Source organism: Glutamicibacter sp. FR1, assembly GCF_047300825.1.
Classification (GTDB): Bacteria; Actinomycetota; Actinomycetes; order Actinomycetales; family Micrococcaceae; genus Glutamicibacter; species Glutamicibacter nicotianae.
On record NZ_CP178602.1, the window covers coordinates 2,426,921 to 2,448,389 of the forward strand.

Consider the following 21,469-nt stretch of genomic DNA (forward strand, 5'->3'; position numbering starts at 1 on the left):
CTACTGGGGGCTTGGATAATTTAGGAAATTCCGGTCCTCTGCGGGACCTGCATTGTGATGCAAATCCCTCGTTGGCCGTTTGCGGCGCCGGCTCCGTTTCCCAACGGAACCGGCCCGCGATCGGCCACTTCCCCGCAATGGGGGTCACGGCCAGGTTTTATTCCGAGACGATTACTCGCCGCGGGACTTCTGGATGATCTCGTCGGCTACTGCCTTCGGAACCTCAGAGTAGCTGTCGAAGGTCATCGAGTAAACTGCGCGACCCTGGGTCTTGGAACGCAGGTCACCAATGTAACCGAACATCTCGGACAGCGGCACGCCAGCGCGGATGACCTTGACGCCAGCAGCGTCGGACATCTCCTGGATGGAACCACGGCGGGAGTTAATATCACCGATAACGTCGCCCATGTACTCTTCTGGGGTACGGACTTCAACGCTCATCAGCGGTTCAAGCAGAACAGGGTTAGCGCGGCGTGCGCCTTCCTTGAATACCTGGGAACCAGCGATCTTGAAGGCCATTTCCGAGGAGTCGACATCGTGGTAAGCACCATCGATGAGGGTAGCCTTGACGCCAACCAGCGGGTAGCCTGCAAGGATACCGTACTGCATTGCGTCCTGGATACCTGCGTCAACCGAAGGAATGTATTCGCGAGGAACACGACCACCGGTCACAGCGTTCTTGAACTCGTAGGTTACGCCGTCGACAACTTCCAGAGGCTCGAACGATACCTGGACCTTTGCGAACTGGCCCGAACCACCGGTCTGCTTCTTGTGGGTGAAGTCAACCTTCTCCACAGCCTTCTTGATGGTTTCGCGGTATGCAACCTGCGGCTTGCCAACGTTGGCCTCAACGCGGAATTCGCGCTTCATGCGGTCAACGAGGATGTCCAGGTGAAGCTCGCCCATGCCGCCGATTTCGGTCTGGCCGGTGTCTTCGTTCAGGGACACGGTGAAGGTTGGGTCTTCTGCCGACAGCTTCTGGATAGCGGTCGACAGCTTCTCCTGGTCACCCTTGGTCTTTGGTTCGATGGCCACGAAGATCACTGGATCCGGGAAGGTCATCGACTCAAGAACGATTGGGTTCTGCGGATCGCACAGGGTGTCACCGGTGGTGGTGTCCTTCAGGCCAATCACAGCGTAGATGTGACCTGCGTGGATCTCGTCTACCGGCTGCTCCTTGTTGGAGTGCATCTGGAAGAGCTTGCCAACGCGTTCCTTCTTCTGCTTGGTGGAGTTCAGTAGCTGTGCGCCGGACTCTACCTTGCCGGAGTAAACGCGGATGAAGTTCAACTGGCCGAAGAATGGGTGAGCGGCAATCTTGAATGCCAGTGCCGAGAATGGTGCATCCTCGGAAGGCTCGCGAGTGAGCTCGATTTCTTCGTTCTTTGGATCGTGACCGACCATTGCGCCCACGTCGAGCGGGCTTGGCAGGAAGTCGACAACAGCGTCGAGCATTGGCTGCACGCCGCGGTTCTTGAACGCCGAACCACAGAATACCGGATAAGCTTCCGAGTTCACGGTCAGCTTGCGGATGCCAGCCTTCAGTTCCTCGAGGGAGATCTCTTCGCCTTCGAGGTACTTCTCCATGAGCTCTTCGGATGCCTCAGCGACATCTTCAACCAGCTTGGCGCGGTACTCTTCAGCCTTTTCCTGCAGGTCTGCAGGGATTTCGCGGGTTTCGTAAGCGGCACCCAGGGAAACGTCGCCCTTGGCGTCGCCTTCCCAAACGAAAGCCTTCATGGTCAGCAGGTCGACAACACCGATGAAGTCCGACTCGGAGCCGATTGGCAGCTGCATGACCAGCGGCTTGGCACCCAGGCGCTTGATGATGGTGTCTACGGTGAAGTAGAAGTCAGCACCCAGCTTGTCCATCTTGTTGACGAAGCAGATACGTGGAACGTTGTACTTGTCGGCCTGGCGCCAAACGGTCTCGGACTGAGGCTCAACGCCTTCCTTGCCATCGAAGACGGCAACGGCGCCATCGAGCACGCGCAGCGAGCGCTCCACCTCAACGGTGAAGTCAACGTGGCCCGGGGTATCGATGATGTTGATCTGGTTCTTGTTCCAGAAGCAAGTCACGGCCGCGGAGGTAATGGTGATACCGCGTTCCTTTTCCTGCTCCATCCAGTCGGTGGTCGAAGCACCGTCGTGGGTTTCACCGAGCTTGTGGTTCACACCCGTGTAGAAAAGGATGCGCTCAGTAGTAGTGGTCTTACCGGCGTCAATGTGAGCCATGATGCCGATATTGCGGACCTTGTTAAGGTCAGTAAGCACGTCCTGTGCCACGTTGTCTCCCTATAAGGTGAGGCCGGAATCGCTGGGCATCGGTTGATGCCCAGCTTTTCCGAGCGGTTCTTACCAGCGGTAGTGGGCGAAGGCCTTGTTGGACTCAGCCATCTTGTGAGTGTCTTCGCGACGCTTCACAGCGGCACCCAGACCGTTCGATGCGTCCAGGATCTCGTTCATCAAACGCTCGATCATGGTCTTCTCGCGGCGAGCCTTCGAGTAGCCAACCAGCCAGCGCAGAGCCAGTGCGGTTGCACGGCCTGGCTTGACCTCAACAGGAACCTGGTAGGTAGCGCCACCGACACGGCGGGAACGAACCTCGAGGGCTGGACGGATGTTGTCCATGGCCTTCTTGAGGGTCGAAACAGCATCGGTGCCGGACTTTGCCGCGGCACCTTCGAGTGCACCATAAACAATGCGCTCTGCAGTGGACTTCTTGCCGTCTACGAGAACCTTGTTGATCAGCTGGGTGACCAATGGGGAATCGAAGACTGGATCAGAAACTAGTGGGCGCTTTGGCGCCGGACCCTTACGAGGCATTACTTACCATCCTTCTTTGCACCGTAGCGGGAACGAGCCTGCTTACGATCCTTCACACCCTGGGTATCCAGAGCACCACGAACAATCTTGTAGCGGACACCTGGAAGGTCCTTCACACGACCACCGCGAACGAGCACGATGGAGTGTTCCTGCAGGTTGTGTCCGACACCTGGAATGTAAGCGGTAACTTCGACGCCACCGGCAAGGCGCACACGTGCGACCTTACGCAGAGCCGAGTTTGGCTTCTTCGGGGTGGTGGTGTACACGCGGGTGCACACGCCACGGCGCATTGGGTTGCCCTTAAGGGCAGGGGCCTTGGTCTTGACGACCTTAGGCGAGCGGCCCTTGCGGACCAGCTGCTGAATAGTAGGCACTTTCGTGTCCTTCCATTGTCTAAGTTCTTCGGCAACACGACGAAAACGCCTAAGCCTAGAAAAGTTTTAGCGCTTCGCAATGTAGCTAGCTGCTTGCTTTACCGCGCACTCAGAATCAAAAGTCCCTAGGCGTGCGAAAGTGTGGCATTCGTTGCGCAACCTACCCGCAACCCGGACGGAGTCCATTTTGCCACACATAAAACAATTGATCTCAGTCTAGCATTAATCCACCGAGCCACCATGTACAGTAAGCTAACTCACCGCCCAGGCCCCTCCAGCCTCTTCCGCCATCGAGCCGGCTTGGGTAGTGACGACGCTATCTCCCGCAGCTGAACGCCACTGGGCCGCCAGGTGAAAACTACCTGAACCCCGCACTGGTCTCCAGCTGCTGAGCGCCTGTTGCTGCCGGTGGGATTCGCTTGCGCAGTTAACCAGGAGCTAGATCTCCCAGACGATTCGTCACCTACTTATCTGCCATGACGGCGGTTGGCTTCTCCCCCGCCCGTCGCGCTCATTCCCGGTTAAACGCCCGATGCCTGTCCGCACAGTGTGCGGGCAGGCATCGGTTCAGGCTACCTTACGGCGCCGGGCTTTCCGGTTTAGCGGAAGTCCGAGCCGTGGTCGTAGTCGTCCATCGAGATGGCCCGGAATTCAGGCGACAACCCGCCTTCCAGCGCATCGTCGTACAGGCCGGAGGAGAAGGCCGAGGTGCCGGTGAACAAAGTTGCCTTTGCCTCATCGGTTGGCTCGACGTTGACCTGGGTGTAGCGGTCCAGGCCGGTACCGGCCGGGATCAGCTTACCGATGATCACGTTCTCCTTCAGGCCGCGCAGCGGATCTTCCTTGCCTTCCATCGCGGCCTGAGTCAGGACGCGAGTGGTTTCCTGGAAGGAAGCAGCCGACAGCCACGAATCGGTGGCCAGCGATGCCTTGGTAATGCCCATCATCTCGTCACGGCCGGCAGCTGGACGCTTGCCTTCCGAGACAGCCTTGCGGTTCGCCGCGGTGAAGCGCGAACGATCGGCCAACTCGCCTGGCAGCAAGTCGGTCTCACCGGACTCGATGACGGTGACGCGGCGCAGCATCTGGCGGACGATGACTTCCACGTGCTTATCGTGGATGCCCACACCCTGCGACTGGTACACGTCCTGGACCTCGCGGACCAGGAACTTCTGTGCCTCACGCGGGCCGAGGACTCGAAGAACCTGCTTCGGATCCAGGGTACCGCTGGTCAGCTGGGTTCCGGCAACGATGCTTTCGCCTTCTTCAACCAGCAGCCGAGCACGACGCAGAACCGGGTAGGCCTGCTTCTCGTCGCCGTTGTCCGGGGTGACAATGACACGCAGCTGCTTCTCGTCGTCCTCGATCGACACGCGACCGGCGACCTCGGACATCGGAGCCACACCCTTCGGGGTACGGGCTTCGAACAATTCCTGGATACGAGGCAGACCCTGGGTGATATCGTCAGCCGATGCCACACCACCAGTGTGGAAGGTACGCATGGTCAGCTGGGTACCAGGCTCGCCGATGGACTGCGCGGCGATGATGCCCACAGCCTCGCCGATGTCCACGGTCTTGCCGCTGGCCAGCGAACGGCCGTAGCACAGTGCACAGGTTCCGACAGCCGAGTCGCAGGTCAGCACGGAGCGGACGCGGATCTCGTCCACGCCTGCAGCGTACAGCTCGTCGATCAGCACGTCTCCGACATCCGAGCCGGCGGTAGCCAGCACGTTGCCTTCAGCGTCCTTCACGTCGGCAGCCAGCGTACGGGTGTAGGCCGAGTTCTCCACGGTCTCGTGCTTGACACGGATGCCGGCGGAGTTGTCCGCAATGGCAACGGTCAGGCCGCGCTTGGTGCCGCAGTCCTCTTCGCGAACGATGACATCCTGCGAAACGTCGACCAGGCGACGGGTCAGGTAACCCGAGTTCGCGGTCTTCAGCGCGGTATCCGCCAGGCCCTTGCGGGCACCGTGGGTAGCGATGAAGTACTCCAGAACCGACAAGCCTTCGCGGTACGAGGACTTGATCGGGCGAGGGATGATCTCGCCCTTCGGGTTGGACACCAGACCACGGATACCCGCGATCTGACGCAGCTGCAGGTAGTTACCACGAGCCTTGGAAGTCACCATTCGGTTAATGGTGTTCAGCTCTTCCATGCCGTTCTTCATCGCCTCGGCAACCTCGTCGGTAGCCTTGGTCCAGATGTCGATCAGGTCCTGGCGGCGTTCGGTATCGGCAATCAGGCCCTTGTCGTAGGAAGCCTGGACCTTGGCGGCCTTCTCCTCGTATGGAGCAAGAATTGCGGTCTTGTCCATATTCGAGGTGATGTCCGAGATCGCCACGGTGACACCCGAACGGGTCGACCAGTAGAAACCGGCGTCCTTCAGGTTGTCCAGGGTGGCCGCGGCAACGATCTTCGGGTAGCGCTCTGCCAGGTCGTTCACGATCTCCGAAAGCGCGTCCTTGCCGGCCACGGTGGCAACCCATGGGTAGTCCGCAGGCAGGGTGTCGTTGAACAGCACCTGGCCGAGCGAGGTCTCCAGCAATGCCGGGGTGCCTGGCTCCCAGCCCTCAGGGGCTGGCTGGTCTGCGGAAGGAACGAAGTTCTCCACGCGGACCTTGATCGGTGCGTTCAGGTGCAGCTCGCCCAGGTCCTTGGCCATGATGGCCTCGGAAACGCTGGAGAACACGCGACCGGCGCCAATTTCATTTGGACGCTTGGTGGTCAGGTGGTGCAAGCCGATGATCATATCCTGCGAAGGCTGTGCGACTGGGCGGCCATCGGAAGGCTTCAAGATGTTGTGCGAGGACAGCATCAAGATGCGTGCTTCAGCCTGGGCTTCTGGGCTCAGCGGCAGGTGCACTGCCATCTGGTCGCCGTCGAAGTCAGCGTTGAACGCGCCACACACCAGTGGGTGCAGCTGCAGTGCCTTACCTTCAATGAGCTGTGGTTCGAAGGCCTGGATGCCCAAGCGGTGCAGGGTCGGTGCACGGTTCAGCAGTACCGGGTGCTCGGTGATGATCTCTTCGAGGACATCCCAAACCTGTGGACGGTAGCGCTCGACCATGCGCTTAGCCGACTTGATGTTCTGTGCGTGGTTGAGGTCAACCAGGCGCTTCATCACGAACGGCTTGAACAGCTCCAGAGCCATCTGCTTAGGCAGGCCGCACTGGTGCAGCTTCAGCTGCGGGCCGACCACGATGACCGAACGGCCCGAGTAGTCAACGCGCTTGCCGAGCAGGTTCTGGCGGAAACGGCCCTGCTTGCCCTTGAGCATGTCGCTCAGGGACTTCAGCGGACGGTTGCCTGGACCGGTGACCGGACGGCCGCGGCGGCCGTTGTCGAACAGCGAGTCCACAGCTTCCTGCATCATGCGCTTTTCGTTGTTCACGATGATCTCAGGGGCACCGAGATCAAGCAGGCGCTTGAGGCGGTTGTTGCGGTTGATCACGCGGCGGTACAGGTCGTTCAGGTCCGAGGTGGCGAAACGGCCACCATCGAGCTGGACCATCGGGCGCAGTTCTGGCGGGATCACCGGAACAGCGTCGAGGACCATGCCCTTAGGCGAGTTGCCGTTGGCCAGGAACGCGTTGACGACCTTCAGTCGCTTGAGGGCGCGGGCCTTCTTCTGGCCCTTGCCGTTCTCAATCACGGTCTTCAGCTCTTCAGCTTCGGCCACCAGATCGAAGTTCTCCAGGCGCTTCTGGATGGCTTCTGCACCCATGGACCCTTCGAAGAACAGTCCGTACTTCTCGCGCATGGTGCGGTACAGGCCTTCGTCGCCTTCCAGGTCGGCGACCTTCAGGTTCTTGAAGCGCTCCCAAACCGCACGCAGGCGCTCGGCCTCGGCCTTGGCGCGCTTGTCGATCTGCAGAACAGTCTTCTCGGCCAGGGTGCGTGCCTTGTTCAGCTCGGCGTTCTTGGCGCCTTCTGCTTCCATGCGCTCCAGCTCGGCTTCCAGGTCGGCTGCAACAGCCTTCTTGTCGGCTTCCGCGTTGTTCGCAAGGTTGCGCAGCTCCAGGTCGTGCTGGGCCTGCAGGTTCGGCATCTCGGCGTGACGACGTTCCTCGTTCACGCTGGTGATCATGTAGGCAGCGAAGTAGATGACCTTTTCGAGGTCCTTCGGAGCCAGATCAAGCAGGTAGCCCAAGCGCGATGGAACGCCCTTGAAGTACCAGATGTGGGTCACTGGGGCTGCAAGCTCGATGTGGCCCATGCGCTCACGGCGTACGTTCGCGCGGGTCACCTCGACGCCGCAACGCTCGCAGATGATGCCCTTGAAGCGCACGCGCTTGTACTTGCCGCAGTAGCATTCCCAGTCGCGGGAAGGGCCGAAGATCTTTTCGCAGAAAAGACCGTCCTTCTCCGGCTTCAGGGTGCGGTAGTTGATGGTTTCCGGCTTCTTGACCTCGCCGTAGCTCCAGCCACGGATTTCATCCGCGGTGGCAAGGTTGATTCGCATGAGGCCGAATGAGGAATCGCTGGACATATGGTCCTTTTCTCTCTTCTGTGGTGTCTGAAGTCGATACGAATGAGGTTGGAAATGTGCCGCCGCTGCCTGCAGGTCCTGCAGGCAGGGCGCCAGATTACACTTCCTCTACGGAGTTCGGCTCCGACCGTGAAAGGTCGATGCCCAGCTCTTCAGCGGCGCGGAACGATTCCTCGTCCGACTCACGCATTTCGATAGTGTTGCCGTCGGTACCGAGTACCTCGACGTTCAAGCACAGCGACTGCATTTCCTTGATGAGCACCTTGAACGATTCTGGAACACCAGGCTCTGGAACGTTCTCGCCCTTGACGATAGCTTCGTAGACCTTCACGCGGCCGTGGATATCATCCGACTTGATGGTCAGGATTTCCTGCAGCGTGTAAGCGGCACCGTATGCCTCCAGCGCCCAAACTTCCATTTCGCCGAAGCGCTGGCCACCGAACTGGGCCTTACCGCCCAGCGGCTGCTGGGTGATCATGGAGTATGGACCGGTGGAACGGGCGTGGATCTTGTCGTCCACCAGGTGGTGCAGCTTCAAGATGTACATGTAGCCCACGGATACCGGATCAGGCAGCGGGTCGCCGGAGCGGCCGTCGAACAGCTTCGCCTTGCCGGAGTTGCCAATCAGGCGCACGCCGTCACGGGTCTTGTTGGTCGAATCCAGGATGCCGCGGATTTCCTCTTCCGAAGCGCCGTCGAAGACCGGGGTTGCCACGGTGGTGGAACCGGTCTCGCGAGGCAGGTTCGGCAGGTTCTTGACCCACTCAGGCTCGCCCTCGATCTTCCAGCCCTGCTTTGCGGCCCAGCCCAGGTGGATTTCCATAACCTGTCCGACGTTCATGCGGCCTGGCACGCCCAGCGGGTTCAGGATGACATCCAGCGGGGTGCCGTCTTCGAGGAATGGCATGTCCTCCAGCGGCATGATGCGCGAGATGACGCCCTTGTTGCCGTGGCGGCCTGCAAGCTTGTCGCCAATGGAGATCTTGCGCTTCTGCGCAACGTAGACGCGGACCAGCTGGTTGACACCAGGCGAGAGGTCGTCGTCGTTGTCGCGGTCGAAGATGCGCACGCCGATCACTGTGCCGGACTCGCCGTGCGGAACCTTCAGGGAGGTGTCGCGCACTTCGCGGGACTTCTCGCCGAAGATGGCACGCAGCAGGCGCTCTTCCGGGGTCAGCTCGGTCTCGCCCTTAGGGGTGACACGGCCTACCAGCACGTCGCCGGCCTCGACCTCTGCACCGATGTAGACGATGCCGCGGTCATCGAGCTGGGAAAGGATGTCTTCCGAGACATTCGGGATGTCGCGGGTGATTTCCTCGGCACCCAGCTTGGTGTCGCGGGCGTCGACCTCGTGCTCTTCGATGTGGATCGAGGTGAGCACGTCGTCGAAGATCATGCGCTGGGAGAGGATGATCGCATCCTCGTAGTTGTAGCCTTCCCAGGACATGAATGCCACGAGCAGGTTCTTGCCCAGCGAGAGCTCGCCGGAGTCGGTCGAAGGACCGTCGGCGATGATCGACTGGTACTCCAGGCGGTCGCCTTCCGAAACGCGCACGCGCTGGTTGTAGGCGTTGCCCTGGTTGGAGCGGGCGAACTTCATGATCGGGTACATCGACTCGGTGCCGTCGTCGTTCATGACGACAACCAGGTCGGCCGAAACCTCGGTGACCACGCCTGGCTTGGACGCGACAACGGAGTCGCCGGCGTCAACCGCGGCGAACTTCTCCATGCCGGTACCCACCAGCGGGCGCTCGGACTTCAGCAGCGGCACAGCCTGGCGCTGCATGTTGGCGCCCATCAGTGCGCGGTTGGCGTCGTCGTGCTCGAGGAATGGAATCAGCGCGGTAGCAACCGACACCATCTGGCGAGGGGAAACGTCCATGAAGGTCACTTCATCGGCGTCGACGATGACAGGCTCGCCGCCACCGCCCTTTTCGCGGACCAGCACGGTGTCTTCGACGAAGCGGCCGTTCTCATCCAGCGGCGCGTTCGCCTGCGCGATGTAGTGCTGCAGCTCGTCGTCCGCGGTCAGGTACTCGACCTCGTTGGACACCAGGCCGTTGGCCACCTTGCGGTACGGGGTCTCGATGAAGCCGAAGGCGTTGATGCGGCCGTAGGTAGCCAACGAACCGATCAGGCCGATGTTCGGGCCTTCGGGAGTTTCAATCGGGCACATGCGTCCGTAGTGCGAAGGGTGCACGTCTCGGACTTCCATGCCTGCGCGGTCGCGGGACAGGCCGCCCGGGCCCAGAGCCGACAGGCGGCGCTTGTGGGTCAGTCCGGCCAGCGGGTTGTTCTGGTCCATGAACTGCGAGAGCTGCGAAGTACCGAAGAACTCCTTGATCGCTGCCACCACAGGGCGGATGTTGATCAGGGTCTGCGGGGTGATCGCCTCGACGTCCTGGGTGGTCATGCGCTCGCGCACAACACGCTCCATGCGGGACAGGCCGGTGCGGACCTGGTTCTCGATCAGTTCGCCCACGGCGCGAATGCGGCGGTTGCCGAAGTGGTCGATGTCATCGACGTTCACCGGAATGTCGACGATCTCGCCCTTGCGGGTGCCCTGGACAGTCTGCTCGCCGGCGTGCAGTGCAACGAGGTAGCGGATCATGGCCACCAGGTCGTCCAGCGACAGCACCGAAGCGTTTTCGGCGTTGACCGGAGTCTCCACGCCCAGCTTGCGGTTGAGCTTGTAGCGGCCGACCTTTGCCAGGTCGTAGCGCTTTGGCTCGAAGTACAAGTTCTTCAGCAGTGCCTGGGCAGCCTCAACCGTAGGAGGCTCGCCTGGACGCAGCTTGCGGTAGATGTCCAGCAGGGCTTCGTTCTGATCCTTGATGCTGTCCTTTTCCAAGGTAGCGCGCATCGAATCGTACTGGCCGAACTCAGACAGGATCTGCTCTTCGCTCCAGCCCAGTGCCTTGAGCAAGACGGTGACCGACTGCTTGCGCTTGCGATCAAGGCGTACGCCGATCTGGTCGCGCTTGTCGATTTCCAGCTCGAACCATGCACCGCGCGATGGGATGATGCGTGCCGAGAAGATCGTCTTGTCACTGGTCTTGTCCGGCGCGGACTCGAAGTATGCGCCTGGGGAACGAACCAGCTGGGAGACAACGACACGCTCGGTGCCATTGATGATGAAGGTGCCCTTTTCCGTCATCAGCGGGAAATCGCCCATGAACACGGTCTGCTGCTTGATTTCGCCGGTTTCATTGTTCATGAATTCGGCCTTGACATACAGCGGTGCCGCGTAGGTGGCGTCGCGGTCCTTGCACTCTGCGATCGAGTACTTCGGATCAGCGAACTCCGGATCCGAGAAGCTCAAGGACATGGTGTCCTGGAAGTCCTCGATCGGGGAGATTTCCTCGAAGATTTCTGCCAGGCCCGAGGTGTTGGGCACGCTGAAGTCGCCAGCGGCTTCTGCCTTGGCCAGACGCTCTACCCAGTTCTGGTTGCCGACGAGGCGGTCAAAGCTCTCGGTCTGCAAAGCCAGCAGGTTAGGCACTTCAAGGGGTTCGTGAATCTTTGCAAAAGAAAGTCGGCCAGCGTATGCAGCATCGCGAGCCGAACTAGCGGTTTGGTTGTTAGGGTTGCTCGAGGCGACCAAGATGGATCCTTCCAAAGACCGTCAGGTTTCCGAACGCTTACCGTGCTAAGGTTCCTGCCATAGGACAGTTCCTCTTTTTCGTCCGCACGAACCCACCGCTATATGAAGGCCGCGCGCGCAAACAGCAAGGCGCAAATTTCTACTCTACCGGAGGAAAATCCGGTTGTCGATACTCGGTGCAGAAATTCGTGCTATAGTTTTCGCCCCCATTTTCACCTGCTCCGCCAATTCGGTGCCTCTGCGTAGTTCCGGCAAGAAACTTGGCGTGATCGTTCCACGAGAACCTCACGCATTTTCCCAACTGATACGCGAGTTTGCGCGGGTTGCCCAGAAAAGCAGAGGCTCGGGATGCGTTGAAAGCATGATTCATATTCCGGACATTCGGCATCGCTATGCGTTTTGTCACATCCAAGTTCGAAGAGTTCCAAAACCATCAAAATCCGGGATTCCAGCATCCCGGTAAGCTTCGCTGCGAACCTTACCTGGTCATCCGGAAACGTTGTACCGCTTCTTATCCCGAGCAGGTAAGAAGCGTCCACGCCGTCGTGTGTCCGGTGGCTTCTTCCATGGCCACTAGCTATGATCGAGCAAACATCCACGGTTAGGAGACGAAGTGAATAAGCTGCAATCAGATGAAGCACTGACCCGAGTCACCCTCGACGCCTCGCGCAGGAACATCCCGATCGAGATTGTCCCTCGCGACAAGGTCCGTTCTCTGGAAGAGGCAGCGGACGCCATGGGTATCTCGACCTCGGCACTGCTCAAGACACTCGTGATCAAACGCGCGGATGGCACCTTCGTCTTCGCGCTCATTCCCGGTGGACGGAAACTTGATTGGGCGAAGCTTCGTGGCGTCATGGGCGTCAACAAGCTCTCGCTGCCATCCTCCGATATCGCTTGGGATGTCACGCACTACGAGAGCGGAACGATCACTCCTTTCGGCTCCCACACGGTACTGCCGGTATACGTCGATGCCAGCGTCTTCGAAGAGCCTGTTCCAGAACAGATCGGATTGGGCAGCGGCGACCGCGCTCATGGGCTTCTCGTTCGCGCCAAGGATTTAGTTAGCGGATTTGATGCGACGATTGCTGATATTTCGACTCCGGAATAACCGGCCCAGGCTTGGCAAATATTTTCTTGGTCCAAGCCTGCGCTGCAGTCAATCCCCTGATCGTTGCGTTGCGCAGCTTCAGCCCCAATGGCTGCTCGACGAAGCGTGCCACCAGGTAGGCGATGATCAGCATCAGCACCAGCACACCGGCTAGCAGGACGTACTTGTTCACGGCACCGTGCAGCTGGTCGATCAGCCACCAACCCCACAACTGGTGCACCAGGTACAACGGGTAGGTCAGGGAACCTGCCACTGCGAGCCACTTGCCCTGGACGTTCTTGAGCGGGGTCAGGGTACACGCTGCCAGCAGGGCCACGCACAATACGGTCAGCAGCTGGAAATGCCAGGCGGGGATATCCAGGCCTGAGAGCAAGTCCGCGTCATTGCGCCCCTTGATGCCGGTAAAGAATGCTGCGATAGCCGTATTGGCAGCGACCATGAACCACCGCAGACGGCTATGGCCGCTTTGATAGATCAAGAAGAGCACCATACCGGCCGCGAACAATGCCGCATACTGTCCTGCGATCCATTCCTGAAGCTTGTCCAAGCTGGTGAAATGCAGGTACAGGCCCAATGCTGGCCAAACAGCCGAAAGCACAAGGATGTGCTTGTTCTTCACGAAGCCCAAGGACAAGAGCAGGGCGAGCAGCACGTAGAAACGCAACTCGACCCATAGTGTCCAGTAAACGCCGTCCATATCGGTGATGCCGAATCCAGCCTGCATCATGGTCAGATTGGGAAGAATATCGCTGGCTGACCTGCCTTCGTTACCGGAGGGCCAGATGCGAAGCGAGAGTACTGCCGCGGCGATCACCGCGAGCCAGTACGCCGGGTAGAGCCTTCCGACGCGCGATCCGATGAAGCCAATGACGTTCTTCCCCTGGAGGGACATCAGGATCACGAAGCCCGATATCAGGAAGAACAGCTGGACGCCCAGCTGTCCATAGCGGGTGAATTCGGAAAGCACCGGCCAGAACTCGGCAGCTTGCGTTCCCCAATGATCGTGTCCCCATGCGGTGTAATGGTAGAGCACGACAATCAGCGCAGCAGTGATTCTCAGGGCGTCTAGGAGCCCTAGGCGCGGTGCTGGCTTCTGGGTCTGGGTAGCTACGGTTTTTGGCACATTTTCACTGTAAACAATGAACTTGAATGAACCCTGTTAATAGAAACGTTATAAAACTATTGGTATCAATTTCCCAGCTCAACGGCCAAAGGCCCACAGACTTTCGTCTGTGGACCTTTGGCAATAAGTTGCGAGTGACCGCTGAACTTACTTAACGGTGACGGTTGCGCCGGCAGCTTCCAGAGCTTCCTTAGCCTTCTCGGCTGCGTCCTTGGCAACGCCTTCCAGCAGAGCCTTTGGAGCGCCGTCAACGAGCTCCTTAGCTTCCTTCAGACCCAGGGAGGTGATGCCGCGAACTTCCTTGATGACTGCGATCTTCTTGTCGCCAGCCGATTCGAGGATTACGTCGAATTCGGTCTTCTCTTCAGCAGCAGCTTCGCCGCCGCCAGCTGGACCAGCAACTGCAACAGCAGCAGCGGTTACGTCGAAGGTCTCTTCGAATTCCTTAACGAACTCGGACAGTTCGATGATGGTCATTTCCTTGAATGCGGAAAGCAGCTCTTCGTTGCTGAGCTTCGCCATGATGGGCGTCCTTTCGGTTTTTGGCCTTGAGGGCCGATGAATTTGGGTTTACGTTGCGAGAGAAATCGAAAGCTTAGGCTTCTGCCGGAGCTTCCTCGGCAGCTTCGCCACCGTTCTCTTCGAGCTTTGCACGCAGAGCTTCGACAGCGCGGGCAGCAGCGGAAGCTGGAGCCTGCAGCACTGCTGCAACGCGGGCGAGCTGAGTTTCGCGGGATTCCAGCGCAGCCAGAGCAGCGATGCCGCTCTGATCCAGTGCCTTGCCTTCGAACCAACCGGTCTTGATGACCAGCTTGTCGTTAGTCTTGGCGAATTCCGTGAGGCTCTTAGCGGCAGCAACTGCGTCGCCCTTGATGAAGGCGATTGCGGTTGGACCAGAAAGCTGCTCATCGAAAGCATCGATGCCAGCGTTCTTCGCTGCGATTGCGGTCAAGGTGTTCTTCACGACTGCGTACTTGGTCTCCTGACCAAGCGAGCGGCGCAGATCCTTGAGCTGTGCAACGGTAAGCCCACGGTATTCGGTCAAGACAGCCGCCGACGAATCGTTGAATTCCGCAGTGATTTCTTCAATCGCTGCAGTCTTGCTTGGGGTTGCCATAACACTCCTTCCGGGGATTTGTTCGGTACCGTTTCAAAACCGGCGAGGCCATAAAAATAGCCCCGCGCAGGAGCACAGGGCGTTTCAACTTATTCAAAGTCAAAAAATCTATGTAACCTGCGTTGGTCATCCTTGCGGATCCTTAGGAACAAATGGAAACCAGATGTTCAACCGACGGTCTTCGGTAGTTCCAGTTTATAGGAGCAGTCGACGCGACAGCAAATCAATGCCGGAAGCATCCCCATGATCCTGGTCACTGGGAAGATAAAAATTAGAATGGCGGGACTCGTTTGCCCGCGCTTGGGGAACGCTGGCAACAAGCCCCGCCGACATGAAAGTCTTGGGGAAACTTTCGTGCCTCGCCCGCGTAGGGCCTTGGGGGATCCATACGCGGACGTCCGAATACTCGGTAGTCAAAGCTTATCACCGGCGGCCGCCCGGCATGAAACACAGACATGCTTTCGTGTGCCGGCAACGAGGGAATTTATTGGCTTAAAAGTGGAGGGAGCATGCCGAATTTCGACATGCTCCCTCAAACTAGCTAGCTACTAGGCTTAGGCCTCAACGCGGGTTACGTTCGCGTCAACAGGAATACCTGGACCGAAGGTGGTAGCGATGGTTGCCTTCGAGATGTAGCGGCCCTTCGAAGCCGAAGGCTTCAGGCGCAGAACCTCGTCCAGGGCTGCAGCGTAGTTCTCGGTCAGCTGCTTTGCATCGAACGAAACCTTGCCAATGATGAAGTGCAGGTTCGAGTGCTTGTCGACGCGGAAGTCGATCTTGCCGCCCTTGATGTCGGTGACAGCCTTGGCCACGTCCATGGTCACGGTGCCGGTCTTAGGGTTTGGCATCAGGTTACGAGGACCCAGAACCTTACCCAAGCGGCCAACCTTGCCCATCAGGTCAGGGGTTGCAACTGCTGCGTCGAAGTCGGTCCAGCCGCCCTGGATCTTTTCGATCAGGTCGTCCGAGCCAACGAAGTCGGCGCCAGCTTCACGAGCTGCTTCTGCCTTGTCGCCGTTAGCGAAAACTACCACGCGGGCGGTCTTGCCGGTGCCGTGTGGAAGGTTCACGGTACCGCGAACCATCTGGTCAGCCTTGCGTGGGTCAACACCCAAGCGGAAAGCAACCTCAACGGTCGAGTTTGCCTTGTCGCCTGCGATCTCCTTGGCCAGGGCGATTGCCTCGGCTGGAGCGTAGAACTTGTCCGCGTCGATCTTAGCCGCGGCGGCTACGTATGCTTTGCTGCGCTTTGCCATCTGCGTTATCTCCTTATGCAGTCGTGGTCATATGGACCGCGCCCGGTCCTGCCACGGGCGAATCGATCAACGGATCGAGACGCCTTAGATTAAATTCTTTGTTGCTGTTCACGAGGTGAATAGCGGAAGGCGGAATTAGCCTTCTACGGTCACACCCATGGAGCGGGCGGTGCCGGCGATGATCTTGGCTGCAGCAGCCAGATCGTTGGCGTTCAGGTCAGCCATCTTGGAGTTGGCGATTTCCTCAACCTGTGCCTGGGTCAGGTTGGCGACCTTGTTGGTGTGCGGGACACCCGAGCCCTTGGCGATGCCAGCGGCCTTCTTGATCAGCTCAGCTGCAGGCGGAGTCTTGGTGATGAAAGTGAACGAACGGTCTTCGTATACGGTGATTTCAACTGGAATCACGTTACCGCGCTGCGACTCGGTCGCTGCGTTGTAAGCCTTGCAGAATTCCATGATGTTGACGCCGTGCTGACCAAGGGCTGGACCGATTGGAGGAGCTGGGTTAGCAGCACCTGCCTGGATCTGCAGCTTGATGAGTCCGGTGACCTTTTTCTTTGGGGCCATGTCGGGTCCTTCTACTCTTGCGTTTCCCGCAGCACAGGAGCGTGGTACGGGGATCTGGCTGTCGTGGCGCGACAGCCAACCGTGCTCTCACATCGATAAGCGACCGATATGGAGCACGAAGACTAAATACTACTGGATCTTGGTGACCTGGTTGAAGTTCAAGGTCACTGGGGTTTCGCGTTCGAAGATCGAAACCAGCACGACCAGCTGAGCGGCATCCAGCTTGATTTCCGAGATGGTTGCCGGCATCGTCTCGAACGGCCCGTCGTTCACGATGACCGATTCGCCAACTTCGAAATCAACCGTGACCTCAGTAATTGGAGCACGGCCTGGCTTCGACGCCGAAGGCTGCTCTACCGGATCAACGATGGTGTGCTCCAGCATGGAGAACACTTCATCAAGGTTCAATGGGTTTGGATCGTGGGCGTTGCCAACGAATCCGGTGACACCTGGAGTGTGGCGAACAACACCCCAAGAAGCATCGGTCAGTTCCATGCGAACCAGGACGTAGCCCGGAATGCGCACGCGGCGAACGATCTTGCGCTGAGTGTTCTTAACCTCAACGACCTCTTCCATCGGAACCTGGATATCAAAGATGTACTCATCCATGTCCTGGGTCTGGATACGGGTCTCAAGGTTGACCTTCACGCGGTTTTCATAGCCAGCGTAGGTGTGGATCACAAACCAGTCACCCGGAAGCCGACGGAGCTTAGCGCGGAATTCTTCCTTGAGCTTTGCTACGTTGTCTTCAGCTTCGGCTTCGTTGTCTTCGCCTTCAGCTTCTTCAGCTGCACCTTCGGAAACCTGAGCGTCTTCAGCGTCCTGTGCTGGTGCTTCGGTTGGGTCGATGCCAGCTTCAACAGCTGGCTCTACCTGATCGCCGGCGGCTTCAACGAACTCGTTATCGACCTCGTCATTAATCTGCGGTTCGAGTTCCTTGTCGGACACTGCAGCTCCTGCTTTCTTTGACTGAATGACACTAAATTGCCTCGGGGTAATCATACCGCCGAGGCAACAAAATTACTGTTCTACCTTGTTGGTGAACAGGAGGATCGACCCCTGCCCGAAGACGAAGTCCAGGGCCGTCACGATCAGCATCACCACGACCACGAAACCGACAACAACCAGGAAGTAATTCACCAGTTCGCTGCGGGTCGGGGTGACGACCTTCTTAAGTTCTGCGATTACCTGACGGAAAAACAAGAAGATCCGGGCAAAGAAACCCAACTTCTGTCCACCCTTACCGGAGCTGAGAGCAGATTCGGTCATGTTCTTCCTCGTTTCAAAAATTTGGCCAGTTGAAACAATCACGGTGTGCCATAGTCTATTCGACTGCAACACACCGTGATGAGATAATTCGCTAAGCGATAAATCGCTATTGCGCAGGGCAGACAGGACTCGAACCTGCAACCTGCGGTTTTGGAGACCGCTGCGCTACCAATTGCGCCACTACCCTTCGGAGCTTTTTATCGCTCCCACCTAGAACATCTTAGCGGATAAAACTTTCTGCTTTGTCCGTTGCGATGTCTCGGCAACGAGAAATAACTTTACGCAACGAAATCGGAAATGTCGAACTGACAACCTCCGGTGTGGCGCAGAACGCGTTCCCGGACCCCGATCTGCACCATATTGTGTCATTTTCAAGATTGTGATGCTGAAGTGCAAGGTCGCAAACTAAACTGAGGTGTAACAGCTGTCTCCATAGATTTCAGGACGAATCCCCAATGTCTCGCATTTCTCGCCGCATCGGCGCAATTTCCGAATCCGCGACTCTCGCAGTAGATGCCAAGGCGAAGGCTCTTAAAGCAGCAGGTCGACCAGTCATCGGTTTCGGTGCCGGTGAACCTGACTTCCCAACCCCTGACTATATTGTTGAAGCAGCGGTCAAAGCCGCCCAGGATCCGAAGAACCACCGGTACTCCCCTGCTGCCGGTCTTCCCGAGCTGCGTGAAGCAATCGCCACGAAGACCATGCGCGATTCGGGCTACGCATTGAACGCCAACCAGGTCCTGGTCACCAACGGCGGCAAGCAGGCGGTGTACAACACGTTTGCTACGCTGCTTGATCCAGGCGACGAGGTCATCGTTCCAGCGCCCTACTGGACCACCTACCCTGAAGCCATCCAGCTTGCCGGAGGCAAGGCTGTATCGATCTTCGCCGGTCCAGAGCAGGGCTACAAGGTGACCGTCGAACAGCTCGAGTCCGTGCTGACCGAACGCACCAAGGTGCTGCTGTTCGTTTCCCCGTCAAACCCGACCGGTGCGGTGTACACCCCAGAGCAGGTCCGCGAGATCGGCCAGTGGGCCGCATCCAAGGGCCTGTGGGTCGTTACCGATGAAATCTACGAGCACTTGACCTACGGCGATGCTTCTTTCAGCTCCATCGCGACCTTGGTCCCAGAGCTCGAAGACCGAGTTGTCATCCTCAACGGCGTCGCAAAGACCTATGCCATGACCGGCTGGCGCGTGGGTTGGATGGCAGGTCCACTGGATGTCATCAAGGCCGCCACTAACCTGCAGTCCCACGCGACCTCGAATGTTTCCAACGTCTCGCAGCGCGCCGCCTTGGCAGCCGTTGCCGGGCCATTGGATGCAGTCAACGAAATGAAGGTCGCCTTCAACCGCCGCCGGCTGGCCATCGTCGAGTCGCTGAACGCAATTGACGGACTGCACTGCCCAACCCCGGAGGGCGCGTTCTACGCCTACTCGGACGTGCGCGGACTGCTGGGTCGCGAGATCCGGGGAGTCGTGAACAACACCAGTGCAGAACTGGCTGCCTTCATCCTGGAGCACGCAGAAGTTGCCGTCGTTCCAGGTGAAGCGTTCGGCCCGTCCGGATACATCCGCATGTCCTATGCGCTCGGTGATGCAGACCTTGAAGAAGGCGTTGCACGGATGGCCAAGTTGCTGGGCGAAGCCAAGTAAGCAAAAGTCACCACGCAAGAAGCCGGGGAATCCACCACGATCATGGATTTCCCGGCTTCATTGTTTTCCCCAGTGCTGCTCAGAATATCTTGCGGTCGACAGCCCAACGGGTGAGCTCATGCCGGTTTGATAGCTGCAGTTTGCGCAGCACATTCGAGACATGGGACTCTACGGTCTTCACCGAGATGAACAGCTCCTTGGCGACTTCCTTGTAGCTGTATCCGCGGGCAATCAGCCGCATTACCTGCAATTCGCGGTCGGACAGCAGATCCAGTTCTTCATCAAATTCCGCCACCGGTGCGTTGCTGCCGAAGGCATCCAAGACGAACCCGGCCAAGCGCGGCGAGAACACGGCATCTCCCCCGGCCACGCGCCGCACCGCATCGGAAATCTCTGCCCCGGAAATGCTCTTGGTGACGTAGCCGCGGGCACCGGAACGAATAACCGTCACGACGTCCTGCGCCGCGTCGGAAACGCTCAATGCCAGAAAGCGCGTTGACCCCAGCAGCCCGGTGCAGCCCTTGAGCACTTCGGCGCCGCCGCCGCCACGGCCGCCGGGCAGATGCACATCCAAGAGCACCACATCCGGCTGCTGCGCGTTGATCACCTCAATGGCTTCTTCCACGGTGCCGGCTTCGCCGACAATCTCGATATCCCTGGCTAAATCGGCACGTAATCCCGAGCGGAAGATGGCATGGTCATCCACCAGCACCACTTGGTAAAGCCCGGAGGCGTTTTCTGCGCTCATATTCCTATTCTTCCTCCATGTCCAGTGGCATGCTCAACTGCACTTCAGTTCCGGATGCGCCGCTGCGGATCTGCGCCGTACCGCCTGCGCGTTCCATGCGGCCAATAATTGATTCCCTGACACCGTGACGATCCACCGGTATTCCATCGATATCAAAACCCGTGCCACGGTCGCGCACATACACTTCTACTTGGGCAGACGAGCATTCGATGAAAACAGAAATCTTGCCATCAGCATGCTTGGCCGCGTTCATCATCGCCTCGCGGCTAGCGGCCACCATTGCCTGCTGTCCGGCAAAGCCCTGCACTTTTCCGACCGCAACGACTTCAACATCGCGCAAAAGCAGCTGTTCAATGTGGCTTGCCTCGTGCTGGATCTCAACGATGACATCTTCGTCATCTAGGTCCTGATTGCCATACAGCCATTGGCGCAGTTCACGTTCCTGGACACGTGCCAAGGCCCTCACCGCAGCTGGGTCTTCGCTGCGTTTTTGAATCACCGCCAAGGTTTGCAATACCGAATCATGCAGGTGAGCGGCGAACTCTGCACGTTGGGCCGCCGCCTGGCGCGAGCTTCGTTCAGCGATGAAGTCCCGCCATAGCCGCGTGCCCCAAGGAAGCAAGACAACGGTCGCGCCGACAATTATCGCCAAAGCCGCCCACAGGCCACCGAGCAGGTCCGCGGCTCCGACAACGTTTCCCAGCAAGGCCAGCAGCCCGCCGATGACCAAGACCAGTCCAAAAGCCAAGCGCAGCAACAATGGCAGGGCCAGGCGTTTCTTGCCATCGGTGATCCCATCGTCGAATTGGATCCAGGCCAGCACAATGCCGGCAATAATGGACAAGGAAGGCCAGATCAAATCCCAGCGGATATTCCAGCCGGCCCATTGTCCGAAGGCCAGGACGGCGAGCGCCAGCAAGCTCGCACCTATTAACGTGTCACGCCAGGTGGAGTTCCTTTCCCACCCTTCGCGTGGACGGAAAATGCCTTGCTGCACTCGGTTCATCTCTTCAGCAAGGCTGCGTGACCTGGTGCCCCAGGAGCGGAGCTCATCCGCGTGCGCTTCTTCGGCGCTCGGGACGAATACCCAGAGCCAGGCATAGAGCAGTATGCCGACGCCGCCCAATACGGATAGTCCCAGAAACCCCAGCCGGACGTACTTCAGCGGCAAATTCAGATGCTCCGCGAGGCCGCCGCAGATACCAGCGATGAGCCGGTTTTCGCTGCGAACCATCAAAGGTCGTTCAGGACTTTCCATAGTTCTAAGTCAAGCACGTTCTTAGCGTTTCTTCGCGGTTGATCACCGGATCTAGGGGGCACCCCTAGGGG

General features: G+C 58.7%; 16 protein-coding genes and 1 tRNA gene. 2 read left to right on the forward strand and 15 right to left on the reverse strand.

Going from position 1 to position 21,469, the window contains the following annotated elements:
• Positions 1-171: 171 nt before the first annotated feature.
• The 5 genes from fusA to ACLQ8T_RS11745 form a co-directional block, all read right to left on the reverse strand.
• Positions 172-2,286 (reverse strand): elongation factor G, encoded by a 2,115-nt coding sequence (gene fusA, locus ACLQ8T_RS11725; RefSeq protein ID WP_204722629.1) that lies wholly within the window; start codon positions 2,284-2,286, stop codon positions 172-174.
• Between the two features lie 69 nt (positions 2,287-2,355).
• Positions 2,356-2,826, reverse strand: a complete 471-nt coding sequence (rpsG, locus tag ACLQ8T_RS11730) for a 30S ribosomal protein S7 (protein WP_038992204.1) — start codon at positions 2,824-2,826, stop codon at positions 2,356-2,358.
• Positions 2,826-3,200, reverse strand: a complete 375-nt coding sequence (gene rpsL, locus ACLQ8T_RS11735) for a 30S ribosomal protein S12 (protein WP_013349694.1) — start codon at positions 3,198-3,200, stop codon at positions 2,826-2,828. The genes rpsG and rpsL overlap by 1 nt, the downstream gene beginning before the upstream one ends.
• Before the next feature lie 599 nt (positions 3,201-3,799).
• Entirely contained in the window at positions 3,800-7,690 is a 3,891-nt protein-coding gene (locus ACLQ8T_RS11740; RefSeq protein WP_204722630.1) for a DNA-directed RNA polymerase subunit beta', read from the reverse strand.
• A 97-nt stretch (positions 7,691-7,787) separates the two neighbouring features.
• On the reverse strand, positions 7,788-11,294 hold the full coding sequence (locus ACLQ8T_RS11745; protein ID WP_413454723.1) for a DNA-directed RNA polymerase subunit beta: 3,507 nt from the start codon (positions 11,292-11,294) through the stop codon (positions 7,788-7,790).
• Positions 11,295-11,907: 613 nt separating this feature from the next.
• Here ACLQ8T_RS11745 and ACLQ8T_RS11750 point away from each other — a divergent pair.
• The gene (locus tag ACLQ8T_RS11750) at positions 11,908-12,405 is read left to right on the forward strand and encodes an aminoacyl-tRNA deacylase (protein ID WP_073705895.1); all 498 of its coding nucleotides are present in this window, start codon (positions 11,908-11,910) and stop codon (positions 12,403-12,405) included.
• On the opposite strand, the gene ACLQ8T_RS11755 is transcribed toward ACLQ8T_RS11750, so the two are convergent.
• The 8 genes from ACLQ8T_RS11755 to ACLQ8T_RS11790 form a co-directional block, all read right to left on the reverse strand.
• On the reverse strand, positions 12,359-13,528 hold the full coding sequence (locus ACLQ8T_RS11755) for an acyltransferase family protein (protein WP_413454724.1): 1,170 nt from the start codon (positions 13,526-13,528) through the stop codon (positions 12,359-12,361). The genes ACLQ8T_RS11750 and ACLQ8T_RS11755 overlap by 47 nt on opposite strands.
• 147 nt (positions 13,529-13,675) lie before the next feature.
• The gene (gene rplL / locus ACLQ8T_RS11760; protein WP_066140753.1) at positions 13,676-14,050 is read right to left on the reverse strand and encodes a 50S ribosomal protein L7/L12; all 375 of its coding nucleotides are present in this window, start codon (positions 14,048-14,050) and stop codon (positions 13,676-13,678) included.
• Positions 14,051-14,123: 73 nt separating this feature from the next.
• Positions 14,124-14,645: a 50S ribosomal protein L10 gene (gene rplJ, locus ACLQ8T_RS11765; protein ID WP_038992211.1), complete on the reverse strand. Its 522-nt coding sequence runs from the start codon at positions 14,643-14,645 to the stop codon at positions 14,124-14,126.
• Positions 14,646-15,199: 554 nt separating this feature from the next.
• Positions 15,200-15,901, reverse strand: coding sequence for a 50S ribosomal protein L1 (rplA, locus tag ACLQ8T_RS11770; RefSeq protein ID WP_038992212.1), 702 nt, complete (start codon positions 15,899-15,901; stop codon positions 15,200-15,202).
• Positions 15,902-16,036: 135 nt separating this feature from the next.
• Positions 16,037-16,468 carry a 50S ribosomal protein L11 gene (gene rplK, locus ACLQ8T_RS11775; protein WP_066140756.1) on the reverse strand — a complete coding sequence of 144 codons (432 nt, stop codon included), beginning with the start codon at positions 16,466-16,468 and terminating at the stop codon, positions 16,037-16,039.
• Positions 16,469-16,597: 129 nt separating this feature from the next.
• Positions 16,598-17,416 (reverse strand): transcription termination/antitermination protein NusG, encoded by an 819-nt coding sequence (gene nusG / locus ACLQ8T_RS11780; protein ID WP_204722634.1) that lies wholly within the window; start codon positions 17,414-17,416, stop codon positions 16,598-16,600.
• A 72-nt stretch (positions 17,417-17,488) separates the two neighbouring features.
• A complete protein-coding gene (gene secE, locus ACLQ8T_RS11785; RefSeq protein WP_038992215.1) occupies positions 17,489-17,737 on the reverse strand; it encodes a preprotein translocase subunit SecE in 249 nt (82 codons plus the stop codon).
• A gap of 114 nt (positions 17,738-17,851) precedes the next feature.
• Positions 17,852-17,924: transfer RNA gene (locus tag ACLQ8T_RS11790), tRNA-Trp, on the reverse strand.
• A gap of 268 nt (positions 17,925-18,192) precedes the next feature.
• Here ACLQ8T_RS11790 and ACLQ8T_RS11795 point away from each other — a divergent pair.
• Positions 18,193-19,392: a pyridoxal phosphate-dependent aminotransferase gene (locus ACLQ8T_RS11795; protein WP_413454725.1), complete on the forward strand. Its 1,200-nt coding sequence runs from the start codon at positions 18,193-18,195 to the stop codon at positions 19,390-19,392.
• A 79-nt stretch (positions 19,393-19,471) separates the two neighbouring features.
• On the opposite strand, the gene ACLQ8T_RS11800 is transcribed toward ACLQ8T_RS11795, so the two are convergent.
• Positions 19,472-20,140 (reverse strand): LuxR C-terminal-related transcriptional regulator, encoded by a 669-nt coding sequence (locus ACLQ8T_RS11800; RefSeq protein ID WP_413454726.1) that lies wholly within the window; start codon positions 20,138-20,140, stop codon positions 19,472-19,474.
• A 4-nt stretch (positions 20,141-20,144) separates the two neighbouring features.
• Positions 20,145-21,374 carry a PspC domain-containing protein gene (locus tag ACLQ8T_RS11805; protein ID WP_413454727.1) on the reverse strand — a complete coding sequence of 410 codons (1,230 nt, stop codon included), beginning with the start codon at positions 21,372-21,374 and terminating at the stop codon, positions 20,145-20,147.
• Positions 21,375-21,469 lie beyond the last annotated feature (95 nt).